Source organism: Comamonas sp. (genome assembly GCF_036643215.1).
In the GTDB taxonomy this organism is placed as follows: Bacteria; Pseudomonadota; Gammaproteobacteria; order Burkholderiales; family Burkholderiaceae_C; genus Comamonas.
The window spans coordinates 1-15,955 of sequence record NZ_JAVXSJ010000030.1; the positions used below are offsets into that span (position 1 = coordinate 1).

The 15,955-nt window shown below is 57.8% G+C and carries 13 protein-coding genes; 10 read left to right on the top strand and 3 right to left on the bottom strand.

The features are described from left to right. The 4 genes from carB to RSF91_RS16550 all read left to right on the top strand — a co-directional run. Positions 1–1,556: carbamoyl-phosphate synthase large subunit (carB, locus tag RSF91_RS16535; protein ID WP_332569455.1), on the top strand; the 1,556-nt coding region annotated here is incomplete at its 5' end. Positions 1,557–1,775: 219 nt separating this feature from the next. Continuing rightward, complete coding sequence (gene greA, locus RSF91_RS16540; RefSeq protein ID WP_099736401.1) at positions 1,776–2,252, top strand: transcription elongation factor GreA; 477 nt, start codon at positions 1,776–1,778, stop codon at positions 2,250–2,252. A gap of 38 nt (positions 2,253–2,290) precedes the next feature. After that, on the top strand, positions 2,291–2,710 hold the full coding sequence (locus tag RSF91_RS16545) for a DUF4149 domain-containing protein (RefSeq protein ID WP_332569456.1): 420 nt from the start codon (positions 2,291–2,293) through the stop codon (positions 2,708–2,710). 46 nt (positions 2,711–2,756) lie between these two features. After that, positions 2,757–3,644 (top strand): Kdo hydroxylase family protein, encoded by an 888-nt coding sequence (locus tag RSF91_RS16550; protein ID WP_332569457.1) that lies wholly within the window; start codon positions 2,757–2,759, stop codon positions 3,642–3,644. 110 nt (positions 3,645–3,754) lie between these two features. On the opposite strand, the gene RSF91_RS16555 is transcribed toward RSF91_RS16550, so the two are convergent. Beyond that, positions 3,755–4,513: a glycosyltransferase gene (locus RSF91_RS16555; protein WP_332569458.1), complete on the bottom strand. Its 759-nt coding sequence runs from the start codon at positions 4,511–4,513 to the stop codon at positions 3,755–3,757. Between the two features lie 65 nt (positions 4,514–4,578). After that, positions 4,579–5,043: a YhbY family RNA-binding protein gene (locus tag RSF91_RS16560; protein ID WP_099736403.1), complete on the bottom strand. Its 465-nt coding sequence runs from the start codon at positions 5,041–5,043 to the stop codon at positions 4,579–4,581. 32 nt (positions 5,044–5,075) lie between these two features. Here RSF91_RS16560 and RSF91_RS16565 point away from each other — a divergent pair, with 32 nt between their 5' ends. The 5 genes from RSF91_RS16565 (at position 5,076) to ppk1 (ending at position 12,748) form a co-directional block, all read left to right on the top strand. Further along, positions 5,076–5,738, top strand: a complete 663-nt coding sequence (locus RSF91_RS16565; protein ID WP_332569459.1) for an RlmE family RNA methyltransferase — start codon at positions 5,076–5,078, stop codon at positions 5,736–5,738. Between the two features lie 259 nt (positions 5,739–5,997). Then, positions 5,998–7,920 carry an ATP-dependent zinc metalloprotease FtsH gene (gene ftsH / locus RSF91_RS16570; RefSeq protein ID WP_332569460.1) on the top strand — a complete coding sequence of 641 codons (1,923 nt, stop codon included), beginning with the start codon at positions 5,998–6,000 and terminating at the stop codon, positions 7,918–7,920. A gap of 69 nt (positions 7,921–7,989) precedes the next feature. Further along, positions 7,990–8,838 (top strand): dihydropteroate synthase, encoded by an 849-nt coding sequence (gene folP / locus RSF91_RS16575; RefSeq protein ID WP_332569461.1) that lies wholly within the window; start codon positions 7,990–7,992, stop codon positions 8,836–8,838. Between the two features lie 50 nt (positions 8,839–8,888). Next, positions 8,889–10,223: a phosphoglucosamine mutase gene (gene glmM / locus RSF91_RS16580; RefSeq protein ID WP_332569462.1), complete on the top strand. Its 1,335-nt coding sequence runs from the start codon at positions 8,889–8,891 to the stop codon at positions 10,221–10,223. A gap of 440 nt (positions 10,224–10,663) precedes the next feature. Then, positions 10,664–12,748, top strand: a complete 2,085-nt coding sequence (gene ppk1 / locus RSF91_RS16585) for a polyphosphate kinase 1 (RefSeq protein WP_332569474.1) — start codon at positions 10,664–10,666, stop codon at positions 12,746–12,748. Between the two features lie 174 nt (positions 12,749–12,922). Here ppk1 and RSF91_RS16590 read toward each other — a convergent pair whose 3' ends face one another. Then, positions 12,923–14,404, bottom strand: a complete 1,482-nt coding sequence (locus RSF91_RS16590) for a Ppx/GppA phosphatase family protein (RefSeq protein WP_332569463.1) — start codon at positions 14,402–14,404, stop codon at positions 12,923–12,925. Positions 14,405–14,764: 360 nt separating this feature from the next. Here RSF91_RS16590 and pstS point away from each other — a divergent pair, with 360 nt between their 5' ends. Beyond that, positions 14,765–15,796, top strand: a complete 1,032-nt coding sequence (pstS, locus tag RSF91_RS16595; protein WP_332569464.1) for a phosphate ABC transporter substrate-binding protein PstS — start codon at positions 14,765–14,767, stop codon at positions 15,794–15,796. The last annotated feature ends 159 nt before the right edge of the window (positions 15,797–15,955 follow it).

The following is a 15,955-nucleotide window of genomic DNA, read 5'->3' on the forward strand; positions in this document are numbered from 1 at the left end:
TGGGCGGTGGCCCGAACCGTATCGGCCAGGGTATCGAGTTTGACTATTGCTGCGTGCACGCAGCCATGGCCATGCGCGAAGATGGTTATGAAACCATCATGGTCAACTGCAACCCCGAAACCGTGTCGACCGACTACGACACCTCCGACCGCCTGTACTTCGAGCCGCTGACGCTGGAAGACGTGCTGGAAATCGTGGATGTCGAGCAGCCTGAAGGCGTGATCGTGCAGTACGGCGGTCAGACGCCTTTGAAGCTGGCTCTGGGCCTGGAAGCCGAAGGCGTGAAGATCATCGGCACTACGCCTGACATGATTGACGCGGCTGAAGACCGTGAGCGCTTCCAGAAGCTGCTCAACGAACTGGGCCTGCGCCAGCCACCGAACGCCACTGCGCGTACCGAAACCGAAGCGCTGGAAAAGGCTGCTGGCCTGGGCTACCCCCTGGTGGTGCGCCCCTCCTACGTGCTGGGCGGCCGTGCGATGGAAATCGTGCACGAGCAGCGTGATCTGGAGCGCTACATGCGCGAAGCCGTGAAGGTCTCCAACGACTCTCCCGTGCTGCTGGACCACTTCCTGTCCAACGCCATCGAGTGCGATGTGGACTGCGTGCGTGACAAGACCGGTGCTGTGTATATCGGCGGCGTGATGGAACACATCGAACAGGCTGGTGTGCACTCCGGTGACTCCGCTTGCTCGCTGCCTCCTTACTACCTGAAGGCTGATACGGTTGCTGAAATCAAGCGCCAGACCGCTGCCATGGCCGAAGGCCTGAGCGTGGTGGGCCTGATGAACGTGCAGTTCGCCATCAAGGAAGTAGACGGTCAGGACGTGATCTACGTGCTGGAAGTGAACCCCCGCGCTTCGCGTACCGTGCCTTTTGTCTCCAAGGCGACTGGCGTGCAGCTGGCCAAGGTTGCCGCACGTTGCATGGCTGGCCAGACTCTGGCCGAGCAGGGCGTGACCAAGGAAGTCACACCGCCTTACTTCAGCGTGAAGGAAGCCGTGTTCCCATTCGTGAAGTTCCCCGGTGTGGACACCATCCTCGGCCCCGAGATGAAGTCCACCGGTGAAGTCATGGGCGTGGGCAAGACTTTCGGCGAAGCCTTTGTGAAGAGTCAGCTGGGTGCCGGCGTGCACCTGCCTGCCGAAGGCAAGGTCTTCCTGTCCGTGAAGAACAACGACAAGGCGCGTGCCGTGGCTGTGGCCAAGGAACTGGTCGCTATGGGTTACAGCCTGAGCGCAACCCGCGGAACAGCTGCTGCACTGGAGGCCGCTGGCATGTCGGTGCAGGCTGTGAACAAGGTGACTGAGGGGCGTCCTCACGTGGTTGACATGATCAAGAATGGCGACATCGCCATGGTCATCAACACCGTGGAAGAGCGCCGCAACGCCATCGCTGATTCGCGTCAGATCCGTACCAGCGCCTTGCTGGCCCGCGTGACTACCTTCACCACCATCTTCGGCGCGGAAGCAGCTGTGGAAGGCATGAAGGCCATGCGTGGCAATCTGGATGTGCATTCCGTGCAGGAACTGCACGCCATGCTGACCAAGGCCTGAGACGCCTGAATCCGGCTCAGCCCGTAAGGGCTGCCGGGTTTTTACCGGATTTCTGCCCTGTCAAACGGGGCATAATCATCGGTAATGTATTTGAACCGCCGCGCGGCAACGTGCGGCGGTTTGCTTTTGGGGCACAGGCCCCTGTTTGACGTTGTCAGGCAGATCTGTGCGAAAAGTGCCGCGCAGTGCGCGGCGTTTGCTGAATTTGGAGACTCGATCATGGCCACCATCCCAATCACCAAGCGCGGAGCAGAAAAGCTCAAGACTGAACTGCAGCGCCTGAAGACTGTGGAGCGTCCCGCCGTCATTCAAGCCATTGCCGAAGCACGTGCTCAGGGCGATTTGAGCGAAAACGCCGAATACGAATCCGCGAAGGAGCAGCAGGGCTTCATCGAAGGTCGCATCATTGAAGTGGAAGGCAAGCTGTCCGCTGCACAAATCATCGACCCCACAGGTCTGGATGCTGGCGGCCGCGTGGTGTTTGGCGCCACGGTTGATCTGGAAGACGAAGACAGCGGCACTGCCGTGACTTACCAGATCGTGGGCGAAGACGAAGCCGATCTGAAGCACGGCCTCATCAACGTCTCCAGCCCCATCGCCCGCGCCTTGATTGGCAAGGAAGAGGGCGATACCGCTGTGGTGCAGGCACCCGGTGGCGAGCGTCGTTACGAAATCGTGGGCGTTAAGTACATCTAACCCCTGAGGCGCTGCGCCGCTTTCAAGGATCAGTAACTATGTACGAGCGCCTGCCTGTTTTTCTGGCCGCTTTGTGGTGGGGCAGTTTGTGCTCTATTGGCTTTGTGGCTGTGCCCATGCTGTTCGTCAATTTGCCCGCGCCAGCGATGGCAGGCTTTATGGCGGCCAAGCTGTTTGCGGCGCAGACATGGATTTCGATAGCATGCTGCGGTCTACTGCTGGTCTTTTCAAAGCGAAAGCATGCTGAAAAGATTGAGGAATGGGCGCAAGCAGCTATCGGTTTTGTGATCGCAGGCATGCTGCTGGCCCTGATCGTGCAGTACGGCGTATCGCCCAAGATCGTCGCGCGTGAGAATCTAAAGCTCTGGCACAGCGTTGGCACCGGCATGTATGCCTTGCAGTGGCTGTGTGCCGCCATCGTGCTGTGGCGCGTTGCAGGCGTTCGCAAGCAGGCTTGATCCAGCCCAAGCCCGGCAAAGCGGCTGGGAGTAAACTGCCAAGGCCATGGAATCTCAAATCGTAAAAATCGACGCGACCGACTGGAGCAATGTCCAGCGTCGTGATGAATGGACTGCTGCCGTCGAGGCGGGCAAGTTGCTGTACTTTCCGCAACTGACCTTTCAGCTGACCGAGCAGGAAAAAACGCTGCTGCGCCCCGATGTGCGGGACCCCAAGGCGCGCAATATCAGCCTCAATGTAGATGGTTCGATCAAAGGCGTTGCAGGCGATGAAGCCACGCAAAAGCAGGTCGCCGTCATGGTGGGCCGCTTTCGCGATCAGGCCACAGGGCTGATTGTCAGCTTGTTCCCCGATTACATGCCTGTGGTGCGTATGGCGCCCACCAGCTACCGCCCCTCGCAGGTTGAAACGCGCGCCCAGTCATGGCGTGCGGACGACAAACGCATGCATGTGGATGCTTTTCCATCACGCCCCAATTACGGCGAGCGCATCTTGCGTGTGTTCACCAATGTGAACCCCACAGGCCAGCCGCGCGTGTGGCGTGTGGGTGAGCCCTTCACCGATGTCGCCAAGCGCTTTGTGCCACGTGCCAAGCCCTATAGCGCCTGGCAGGCCAAGGCGCTGGAGCTGCTGCATGTGACCAAGTCTTATCGCAGCGAGTACGACCACCTGATGCTGCAGCTGCATGACGGCATGAAGGGCGATATGGACTATCAGCAAAACGCGCCACAGGAGACTGTGCCGTTTGCTGCGGGCTCGACTTGGGTGTGCTTTTCCGATCAGGCTGTGCATGCGGTGATGTCGGGTCAGTACATGCTGGAGCAGACGTTGTTTCTGCCGCCGGGCAGCGAGTACAACCCTGCGGCCAGCCCGCTGTCCATCCTGTCGCGCATGAAGGGCTACTCGCTGGTGGATGCCAAGCACCGCAAGTAGGCTGTGCTATCCCCTCTGTAGCACGAAACGTGCAACAAAAAAGGCGTTGAACCTTGTGGTCAACGCCTTTTGTTTTGGCTGCAAGAAATGCAGTTATCCGGGGTGAGAGATCAACCCCAAGCCTTTTCGATCCATTTTGCAGGTTCGATATGACGGAAGCGCTTGTTGCGGCGGCCTTCCAGAGCATCGGGTGGGTTCACTTCACCGTGGAAAATCACGATGCGAGCATCCGCAGGCGGCACAGGCTCTTTCCAGTAATTGGTGGGCCAAGTCGGAATGCAGTAGTACTTGAAGCTCGGGCACCAAGCGGCAGGCCAGTAATCCAGCTTGCCTTGCTTGTGCAGAAAGTGCGACAGGTACTCCTGCTCATTGCGGTACTTGGCACGCATTTCTTCGGTGTTGGCGCGGAAGTTCTCAAGAACATCAGCATGCGCACCCAGCTCAAAACGGTAGACCGAGGAGTTGCCGACAATGCGCTTACCAAAGCGCCAGAAGCGCGGGTAGTCGTGAATGATGCGAAAGTCGCCGGGCAGCGCAAAGAACTCATCCAGGCTGCCCACAATGACCACATCCAGATCAAGGAATAGCGCCTGGCCTTTGAGGCCATGCAGGTCCCGCTCAAAGGTCGTGAGCTTTTTCCAGGCTCCGTCACGCTGGCCCGGGGCCAGGTGAATGTTCAGGTCGGGAATGGGCAGGCATTCCACTTCGGGACGAATCCCTTCAATGCTGTCGGTCAGGCAGACAAAGCGAAAATCTCCACTGAGATGGCGGCGCACCATGGCATAGAGTCGATTGACGTACTCCGGGCCGTACTTGGTACCCCATTTCATGCAAAGAATGTGGCGTTGCTGCTGTGTGGTCTGAACCATGGATAAGCGGTCTCAGCGAAGAAAATAGCAAATGAGCGATGTGCGGCGGATCTTGAAGACCCGAATCAATGGCCTTTTTTGACCGACTTTTGCTTGGGCTTGGCGCGCTTGATCGTGCCGCCAGCTGTCAGGCGCTGGTTGCCCAGCACGCGCAGTTGCTTGACTTCAGGCTTGGAGCCAGCGCGGCCGAACTTCAGCACCTTGATATCGCGAGGGCCGGGCATGCGGTCTTCGTCGTGCTGACGTTCCTTCTCAGGAATGGGGCGCCACAGCACGAGCAATTTGCCGATGTGCTGAATGGGTGCTGCGCCAAGTTCGTCACAAAGTTGCATGTAAATTTGCTCGCGGCTGGCGCGGTCATCGCCGAAAACGCGGACCTTGATCAGACCATGGGCATTGAGTGCAGCGTCCACTTCCTTCTGTACGGCGGGGGTTAGACCATCGCCACCGATGAGGACAACGGGGTCCAGATGGTGGGCTTCAGCGCGGTGTTCCCGGCGCTGTGCGGGAGTTAATTCAATTTGGGGCATACCCGTATTATCAAGGCTGCGAGAATTCAGACATGAAAACGAAAACCAAAAGTAAGAAGGTCAATAAGAATTGGCTGCACGATCACATCAATGACCCGTATGTAAAAGCGGCTCAGAAGGATGGCTATCGTGCCCGCGCGGCCTATAAGCTCAAGGAAATTGACGAGTCGCTCAAGCTGATTCAGCCCGGCCACACCGTGGTTGACCTGGGTTGTGCCCCTGGCGCCTGGAGCCAATATGTGCGCCGTCGCCTCTCGCCCAGCGGCGCAGCTGTCGGGGATTTGAATGGCCGTATCATCTCTTTGGATTTGCTGCCCATGGATCCCATTGAGGGCGTGCACTACATCCAGGGTGACTTTCGCGAGGAGTCCGTGCTGGCCCAGCTGGAAGAAGCCATGGCGGGCGGCAAGGCCGATGTCGTGGTCTCTGACATGGCACCCAACCTTTCAGGTAATGGCGTAACAGACGGTGCGCGGGTTGCCGTGTTGATTGAGATGGCCGTCGAATTTGCGATCAATAACATGAAGCCTGAAGGGGCATTGGTGGTCAAACTCTTCCACGGCAGCAGCTACAACGAGCTGGTGGACTTGTTCAAGCAGACTTTCAAGCTGGTCAAACCCATCAAGCCCAAGGCCTCGCGCGATCGTTCTTCCGAGATATTTTTGGTGGGTATTGGCCTTAAACAGCCTGCCTGAGTGCTTGAGCCCACTGTGTAAACAGGTTCTAAGGGCATTTTCTCGAATGGCTTGCTCAAGCAAGTCTATGAAAGTGATAGTGCAAAGCCGTGGTAAATCATTGGCTTAGCGATTTTTCAGCGCAAGACCGCATTCTGCCTATGGCTGCAATAGGGGGAAATAGCCGTCTTTGCCGCTTGAAAGACCTAAAATGAACCTCAACTAGGTTTAGAAGTTCCCTTCTGGGCCTTTTCGTCTGAATATTCCTTTGGAGCCCCGCTTGAACAATCAGTGGTTTTCAAAAGTCGCCGTCTGGCTGGTCATCGCCATGGTGCTGTTTACGGTGTTCAAACAGTTTGACACCCGAGGCGCTGGTGGTGCATCTCATGTTGGCTACTCGGAATTCCTGGAGCAGGTTCGCAGTAACCGCATCAAGTCTGCAACCATTCAGGAAGGTGCCGGTGGCACCGAGGTTGTGGCGACCACAACCGATGATCGCAAGATTCGCACCACAGCCACTTACCTGGACCGTGGTCTGGTCGGCGACCTGATCAATAACAACGTCAAGTTTGACGTGAAGCCTCGCGAAGAAGGTTCGCTGCTCATGACTTTGCTCGTGAGCTGGGGTCCCATGCTGCTGCTGATCGGCGTGTGGGTCTACTTCATGCGTCAGATGCAGGGCGGTGGCAAGGGTGGTGCGTTCAGTTTTGGCAAGTCCAAGGCGCGCATGCTCGACGAAAACAGCAATACCGTAACTTTTGCGGATGTGGCTGGTGCCGACGAAGCCAAGGAAGAAGTTAAGGAAGTCGTTGACTTCTTGAGAGACCCCAATAAGTTCCAGAAGCTGGGCGGTCGCATTCCTCGTGGTCTGCTGCTGGTGGGTCCTCCTGGTACTGGTAAGACCCTGCTGGCCAAGTCCATTGCGGGCGAAGCCAAGGTTCCTTTCTTCTCGATCTCGGGTTCTGACTTCGTGGAAATGTTCGTTGGCGTGGGCGCTGCCCGTGTCCGCGACATGTTCGAGAACGCGAAAAAGAATGCACCTTGCATCATCTTTATCGATGAAATCGATGCCGTTGGCCGCCAGCGTGGTGCCGGCATGGGTGGCGGTAACGATGAGCGCGAACAGACGCTGAACCAGATGCTGGTTGAGATGGACGGTTTTGAGACCAACCTCGGCGTGATCGTGGTGGCTGCAACCAACCGCCCTGACATTCTGGATGCCGCTTTGCTGCGCCCCGGTCGTTTTGACCGTCAGGTGTATGTCACGCTGCCCGATATTCGCGGTCGTGAACAGATCCTGAACGTGCACATGCGCAAGATCCCTGTCGGCCAAGACGTGAACCCCGCGATCATCGCGCGTGGCACGCCCGGTATGTCCGGCGCTGATCTTGCCAACCTGTGCAACGAAGCCGCTCTGATGGCTGCACGCCGCAATGCGCGCACCGTCGAGATGCAGGACTTCGAAAAGGCCAAAGACAAGATCATCATGGGCCCTGAGCGCAAGAGCATGGTCATGCCTGAGGAAGAGCGCCGCAACACGGCCTACCACGAAGCAGGCCACGCTCTGATTGGTAAGCTGTTGCCCAAGTGCGACCCCGTGCACAAGGTCACCATCATTCCACGTGGCCGTGCGCTGGGTGTGACGATGAGCCTTCCCGAGAAGGATCGCTACTCCTATGACAAGGAGTTCATGCTGAACCAGATCGCCATGCTGTTTGGTGGCCGTATTGCCGAAGAAGTGTTCATGAACCAGATGACGACTGGTGCATCGAATGACTTTGAGCGTGCGACCCAAATTGCCCGTGACATGGTCACCCGCTATGGCATGAGTGATGCTCTGGGCACCATGGTGTACTCCGAACAGGAAGGCGAGCCTTTCCTGGGTCGATCGTTCAGCCGTGGCTCCAGCCTGTCTGAAGCCACTATGCAAAAGGTGGATGATGAGGTTCGCCGCATCATCGATGAGCAGTACGCACTGGCACGCAAGTTGATCGAAGACAATCGCGACAAGATGCACGCCATGGCCAAGGCTATGCTCGACTGGGAAACCATCGATGCAGAGCAACTCGATGACATCATGGCTGGCAAGGAACCACGTCCTCCTAAGGACTGGACCCCTCGCAACCCTCCTTCATCAGATGGTGGTAACTCGTCGGGCGGTACTCCTGCAGCCAGTGCAGACCCAGCGCCGACAACCGCTTAAAAAATTAAGCACATGAACAAAAGGTCCCTTGAGGACCTTTTGTTTTTTCACTTTCAAGATCGGATCTCTATGTCGCACCAGTGGCAAACATCGCGCTTTCTTTTGCAACTCGACAAGCCTCAGGTCATGGGCATTGTGAATGTGACCCCGGATTCTTTTTCCGATGGCGGTAAGCACACAGGCGTGTCTCAGGCTATGGCGCATGCAGAGCTGCTTTTGAAGCAGGGTGCGCATATTCTGGATATTGGCGGTGAGTCCACAAGGCCGGGGTCGCCGGCCGTCAGCTTGGAAGATGAGCTGGGGCGCGTGCTGCCCATGCTGCGAGAGGCCGTTAAGCTCAATGTGCCAATCTCCGTCGATACCTACAAGCCAGAGCTCATGCAGGCAGCTCTGGATATAGGCGCAGACATCATTAATGACATCTGGGCGCTGCGCCAGCCGGGCGCGTTTGAGGTGGTCAGCAAGCACCGCAACTGCGGCGTTTGCCTGATGCACATGCACAAGACACCTCAGGATATGCATCTCAACCATATGCAGGGCAGCGCCGTCGCTCAAGTCGCAGACTTTTTGCAGCAAGTCACTCAGCCCTTGCTGGATGCGGGGGTGGAGCGCTCGCGCATTGTTTGGGATTACGGCATTGGCTTTGGTAAAAGCGTGGCACAAAATTTTGCCTTGCTTGCACATCAGCAGGCTCTGCTGGCTCTAGACTTTCCGCTTCTTGCAGGCTGGTCGCGCAAAGGTTCTCTGGGGCAGGTTTCAGGCTTGCCTGTGGAAGAGCGGATGGTGCCCAGCGTTGCCGCTGCGTTGCTGGCGGTAGAGCGCGGTGCGCGCATCGTGCGCGTGCATGATGTGAAAGACACGGTGGCTGCGCTATCTGTCTGGCATGCCATGCATGATGAAGATGTGATGACTGCTTGAGTGCAAGCGTAAAAGCAAGAATATTGAGTCAGCAAAAGGAAAACGAGAACATGGCACGACAGTATTTCGGTACCGATGGGATTCGCGGAACAGTTGGCAAGTCGCCTATTACCCCTGATTTTGCTTTGCGCCTAGCGCATGCTGTGGGCCGTGTGCTGCGTCGCACGCAAGAGCGTCCCTTGGTGTTGATCGGCAAGGACACCCGTATTTCCGGCTATATGTTGGAGAGCGCTCTGGAGTCAGGTTTTAATTCTGCGGGCGTCGATGTCATGCTGCTGGGGCCCTTACCCACTCCTGGGGTGGCCTATCTCACGCGTGCTCAGCGAGCCAGTCTGGGGGTGGTGATCAGCGCCAGTCATAACCCGTTTTATGACAACGGCATCAAATTCTTCAGCGCGGAAGGCACCAAGCTGCCTGACTCCTGGGAAGAAGAGGTCGAGGCGGCTCTTGAGGATGAACCTGTCTGGGCAGAATCTGCCGCTCTGGGCAAGGCACACCGTCTGGCAGATGCTGCTGGGCGCTATATCGAATTTTGCAAAAGCACGTTTGACCATAGCTTGTCGCTGCGTGGCTTGAAGATTGTGGTTGATGCGGCGCACGGCGCTGCCTATCAGATTGCGCCCAAGGTCTTTCACGAACTGGGCGCAAATGTGGTGGCCATTGGTTGCTCGCCTGATGGCCTGAATATCAACGAAGGCGTGGGTGCAACCCATCCCGAGGCGCTGGTGATGGCCGTGCGCGCCAACAATGCGGACTATGGCGTTGCGCTGGATGGCGATGCTGACCGCCTGCAGTTGGTGGATGCACAGGGCCGCCTCTACAACGGCGACGAGCTGCTGTATCTCATGGCGGCTGACCGCCTGGCAGCAGGTGGTGCAGTGCCCGGCGTGGCTGGCACCTTAATGACCAATATGGCGGTGGAGCTGGCAATCAAAGCACAAGGTATGGGCTTTGTGCGCAGCAAGGTGGGTGACCGCTATGTGCTGGAGGCGCTGAAAGCCAATGGCTGGCAACTGGGCGGTGAAAGCTCGGGCCATCTGCTTGCTCTGGATAAGCACACCACCGGTGACGGTCTGGTCAGCGCTTTGCAGGTGCTGCAGGCTTGCGTGCGCTCTAACAAGACGATTGCACAGTGGCTGGAGAAGGTGACACTGTTCCCTCAAGTCATGATCAATGTGCGTTTGCAGCCGGGTCAGGACTGGAAGAGCAACCAGCAACTGCCTCAGGAGCAAGCAGAGGTGGAAAAGCTGCTGGGCAACGAGGGTCGCGTGCTGATTCGTGCCAGCGGAACAGAGCCCCTGGTGCGCGTCATGGTCGAAGCACGAGATGCCGCCATGGCCAGCACCTGCGCAGAGCGACTCGCTGCAGTCGTCAGGGGTAGCTAAATCGTTGAAGACTGGCATAGACAGTCCTCAACGTCACCAATTGGTCATGTGATTGTCATAAAGCGGCGGCAGACTGTGAGCATGCCCGCAAGGGCGCTTCAGGCTCTGCAGGCCGCTGTTGATTCATGTCCCAATCCTCACAAGCCAGCTCTGGCTCTGCTTCTTCTTTTCTCACCTCAGTCGCTACCCAGGCCGAAGATGCTTCGGTGCAGCCCTTGTCTGTACCCGCAAAGGCTGCAGGAACAGGCCCGGCATCGCTGGGGCTGGCTCACGATCTGCATGGACTAAGTGGGCAAGTGCCGCGCATTGGGTTGGCGGCAGTTGCGAAACCTCAGTCTGACGGGCAACATGGCACGACCGGTAAGGCGTTGGCTGAGCCGGTCAAAGCTGTCACCAAAGCGCCGCGCAGACGTCGTGCAGCGCCCAAGACTGAGGTTGCCATGCCCCCTGTGATGGATCAGACGATTGAGCCGACTCTGGAGCTTCTGGACCGTGATCAAAACATCCTCATCTTCAATGAGCGGGTACTGAGCTGGGCCGAGCGCGAAGACGTTCCGCTGCTTGAGCGCCTGCGTTATCTGTGCATTGTTTCTTCCAACCTCGACGAATGGTTTGAAGTACGCTGCGCGCCTCATGTCTCTGCAGCCAAGGCCGGGGACGAGCTGGGCACCTATACGCTTGCCAGCTTTGAGCGACTGATGGCGACAGCGCATGCGCTGGTCTCCAAGCAGTACCAGCTCTACAACCAGTCCATCATTCCCGCGTTCAACAAGCATGCGATTCGCCTGATTTCGCATGGCGACCGCAGCGCGGCGCAGCGCAAATGGGTGCGTGAATATTTTCTGCGTGAAGTTCAGCCTTTGCTGATGCCGGTGGGACTCGACCCTTCACATCCCTTCCCGCAAGTGGCCAACAAGGCGCTGAATTTCATTGTGCGTCTCAATGGCGTGGATGCCTTTGGGCGCGCCAATGAGGTGGCCATTGTCAAAGTGCCGCGCGCTTTGCCGCGACTGATCCGGGTGCCGGAAAAAATCTCGGGCAAGCAAAAACTGTTTGTCAGCATCTCCAGCGTAGTGCGGGCGCACCTGGCCGAGTTATTCCCCGGTCGCGAAGTATCGGAGTTCTCGCAATTTCGCGCCACCCGTCATTCCGATTTAGCCGTCGATGACGACGATGTCGTCGATTTGCGCATGGCGCTGCGCCAGGGTCTGCATCACCGTCACTACGGCCAGGCGGTGCGGTTGGAGGTGTCATCGTCCTGCTCGGTGGAGCTGTCTGACCTGCTGCTCGAGCAATACGGTCTGCCTGCGCAGGCGCTGTTCCGCGTCAAGGGCCCTGTCAATCTGGTGCGGCAGATGCAGTTGATTGATCTGGTGGATGACCCTGCCTTGCTATTCCCTAAATGGAAGCCAGCATGGCCCACACAGCTCACGCCCGGTCGCTCCATCATGGCGCAGATGCGCAAGAGCGACATCATCATTCACCAGCCCTTTGAGAGCTTTGATGGCGTGCTGGAGTTGTTGCGCGAGGCGGTGAATGACCCGCAGGTGCTGGCCATCAAACAGACCATTTACCGTACCGGCACCGACTCCGAAATCATGAACCTGCTGGCCGAGGCCGTGAGCCGCGGTAAAGAAGTGCTGGCGGTGCTGGAGCTCAAGGCTCGCTTTGATGAAGAGGCCAATATCAATTGGGCCGAGAAGCTGGAGTCGCTGGGTGTGCAGGTGGTCTATGGCGTGGTCGGCCTCAAGACTCACGCCAAAATGCTGCTGATTACGCGCCGCGAAAAGCGCACCAACCAGCTCAAGCGCTATGCCCATCTGTCTACAGGTAACTACAACGCACGCAGCGCAAGGCTTTATACCGACATCAGTCAGCTGACCTGCAATGCGGAAATTACGGCCGATATGGATGCCGTGTTTCGCCATCTCTCCAGCCACAACACTCTGCCCAAGCTGCAAAAGCTGGTGATGGCGCCGTTTCATCTGCAAAGCAGCATGCTGGAGCTGATTGGCAAGGTGGCTGCTGCTGCCGCCCGTGGCGAGCGGGCGCGCATGGTGCTCAAGATGAATGCTTTGACCGATGAGCCGCTGATACGCGCACTGGTTGCCGCAGGGCAAAAGGGCGCGCAGATTGATCTCATCGTGCGCGGCAGTTGCATGCTGCCGGCTCAGCGCCCGGGCGTGACGGACAACATTCGCGTGCGCTCCATCATTGGCCGTTTTCTGGAGCATTCACGCGTTTTCTACTTTGCGTGGGGAAATGAGGAAGAGCTGCTGCTGTCCAGTGCCGACTGGATGAACCGCAACATGCTCAGCCGCGTGGAGCTGGCTTGGCCGGTGCTGGACAAGAAGCTGCGCCAGCGTGTGATCGACGAGTGTCTGGTGGCCTATTTGGGCGACGACCGTGATGCGTGGCTGCTTGATGCCTCGGGTGTTTATCTGAAGCCTCTGCATCCGCTGGATGGCAAGGGTGCCCAGCAGGCACTGATGGCGCGCTATGGTGGGGACAAGGTTGCTAAGTAATCTCTAAAAAAGTGAGCTGCTTGCGCTTGATACTCATGAGTTTTGAAGTCTTTTGATGCTGAAGCCCATAAATGAAATGCGCAAGCAGCTCTCATTTTTATGAGCGCTGAATCAAAAAAGGGACTGCGTTGCAGTCCCTTTTTGTTGTTCTATCGCTCTATCTGGAGCATCGGTTCAGCGCAGATGCAGCTTCAGGCTCCAGGGCGTCTTGCTCCAGGCCATGGCTTCTTCTTCCAGCAGCCGGGCAGATTGGGGGTAGGTCAGCATCCAGCCGGTGGGCGTGGTCAGCCTGAATTCCGTGCCTGCGCGTTTGAGGGTAATGCCTTGCATGTCCGGGTCGCGGCGCGTGTGGCATAGCTGCACAGCAAGGCGCAGAGCCATCAGCGGTAGGGCGACTTCGGGGTCGTCAATCACTGCATCCAGCTTGCGCAGCTTGCCTTGGTGGCCCAGCACCAGCTGGCAGATGCGTTCGCGCAGCTCGGGTTCCCAGGTGGCCTGGCTGCAATGCTCGGTAATGTAGGCGCCGTGGCGGTGGTAGTTGCTCAGCGCCACGCGCATGCCCACCTCGTGCAGCTGTGCGGCAATGTCCAGCGCCTTGGTCGCCAAAGGTGAGGGCGCTGCGGGCTGTATCTGTTGCAGCAGTTCGGTGGCAACGCGCTGCACGCGGTGTGCATGTGCCTCATCCACGCCAAAATCCAGCTGCAGGCCGCTGATTTCGGCGGCTTCCTTGTCTGCGGGCGGCTCATGGTCCAGCAGGTCATGCAAAACGCCTTGGCGCAGTGCGCCTTGTGCGACTTCCAGCTCGGTAATGCCCAGCAAGTCCACCACGGCCATCATCACGCTGATGCCGCCAGCCACCACGGCGCGGCGGTCTTCTTTCAGGCCGGGAATACGCAGCTTGTCCACATGGCCGATGTCCAGCAACTGCTCATACAGATGGCGTAGCTTGGCTGGCGTGATGACGCGGCCATCCAGACCCTGCGCCGTGAGCGCATCGGCCACCGCATTGGCCGTGCCGGATGAGGCATAGGCGCAGTCCCATGCCGTGCCGGGATAGGCAAACTGGGCTTGGGCCAGACTTTGCCTAGCGGCGGCCATGGCGGTCTGAAAGTTGGCTTTGTTCAGCATGCCATCGCTGAAGTAATGCGAACTCCATGAGACGCTGCCCAGCGCAAATGAGGCAACTTGCAGCGCCTTGCTGTGCTGGCCGATGATGATTTCTGTGGAGCGGCCGCCAATGTCAATGACCAGACGCTTTTGCTGACTGGGCGGCAGCGAGCTGGCCACCCCGCGATAGATCAGGCGGGCTTCTTCTTCGCCGGAGATGACTTCAATCGGAAAGCCCAGCAACTGGCTGCCGCGTGCCACAAATTCCTGCGCATTGATCGCTTCGCGCAGGGTCTGGGTGGCCACGGCGCGTACTTGCGTGGCTTTAAAGCCCGTCAGGCGTTCACCAAAGCGTGCCAGACATTCCCAGCCACGCTCCATGGCCTCGCGTGAGAGTTCATGGCGTGCGTTCAGCCCATTGCCTTGGCGCACGGTTTCTTTGAGGTATTCCACGCGCTCAATGCGCTGGTGGGAACCGATGCGGCCAATTTCAAGGCGAAAGCTATTGGAGCCAAGGTCTACGGCAGCAAGCAGTGATTCAGGGGCCATTTCTGAGGCAATCCATGTGTTGTTCTAAGAGAGCGGGCGCGAGTCTGATTCGCGCCGCGCCTAAAGTTCTGAAATATGCAGTACAGACGCGGTTCTGGCTGGCTCCAGGCGGGTTTCAACCTCTGCCAAGTCAGGTATTTGCCAACTATGACATTGACGGCGCTGGTTTCTCTGAAGCGTGCTTTCGCACAGAGCAGGGGCAGAAGTTTGCGAATGAAATATGACGGTCATATGACGATCGAATCAAGCACAGGGACGCTATTTCACTCGGTGGCGTATTGAAATGTTTGTGTCACGACGCTGTCATAAAAGCTTTTTACAGTTCACCCATCGAATCTTTCAACCCTAAGAGGTCGTTTCATGAAGTTGTCCTTGATTCACGTTCTGGTGGCTGGTGCTCTGTCTGCAGCTGGCATGGCCCAAGCGAACCAGGAAGCCACTGGCGCTGGTGCGAGCTTCCCGGCTCCTCTGTACTCCAAGTGGGCTGCTGATTATCACAAGGCCACAGGCGTCAAGATTAACTACCAGTCGGTTGGCTCCAGCGCTGGCGTCAAGCAGATCGAAGCCAAGACCGTGGACTTCGGTGCTTCGGATGAACCCCTGAAAGATGATGAACTGACCAAAAAGGGTCTGGTTCAGTTCCCCACGGTGATCGGCGGCATTGTGCCCGTGGTCAATATCAAGGGCGTGGCTCCCGGTCAGCTCAAGCTCTCGGGCCAGGTGCTGGGTGACATCTATCTGGGCAAGATCACCAAGTGGAACGATGCCGCCATCACGGCGTTGAACCCTGGTGTGGCGCTGCCTGATGCCGCCATCGCCCCTGTACGCCGCGCTGATGGCTCCGGCACCACCTTTGGTTTCACCAACTACCTCTCCAAGGTCAACGCCGAGTGGAAGGAAAAAGTAGGTGAAGGCAAGGCTGTGAACTGGCCCACAGGTGCGGGCGGCAAGGGTAACGAAGGCGTTGCTGCTTTCGTCGGTCGCCTGCCCAACTCCATCGGCTACGTTGAGTACGCCTATGTGAAGCAAAACAAGATGACCTTCGCGCAGCTGCAGAACAAGGATGGCGTCTATGTCTCTCCTGACGACGAAACCTTCAAGGCGGCTGCTGCCGGTGCTGACTGGGCCAAGAGCTTCTATCAAATCCTGACCAACCAGTCTGGCAAGAACGCCTGGCCCATCACATCGGCCACCTTTATCCTGATGCACAAGTCGCAAGACAAGCCTGCTCAGGCCGCCACCTCGCTGAAGTTCTTTGAGTGGACTTTCAAGCAAGGCGACAAGACCGCTGCCGATCTGGACTATGTGCCCATGCCTGACGCGGTGAAGACGGTGATTTACAAGTCCTGGAGCAATATCAAGGACACTTCCGGCAAGGCCGTTTCCCAGTAATGTGTGAGTGGCAAGGTGCCGTTCCGGACGGCACCTTTGCTGCTTCTTTCAACCCTTGCGAATAAAGGCGCCCACGTGTCCACAACGTCGCCCTCCAGCTCGCTGGCTGCTTCTACCGATGCCGCCAAGCGACGCTCTCCCTCACCGCCACGAGCACCG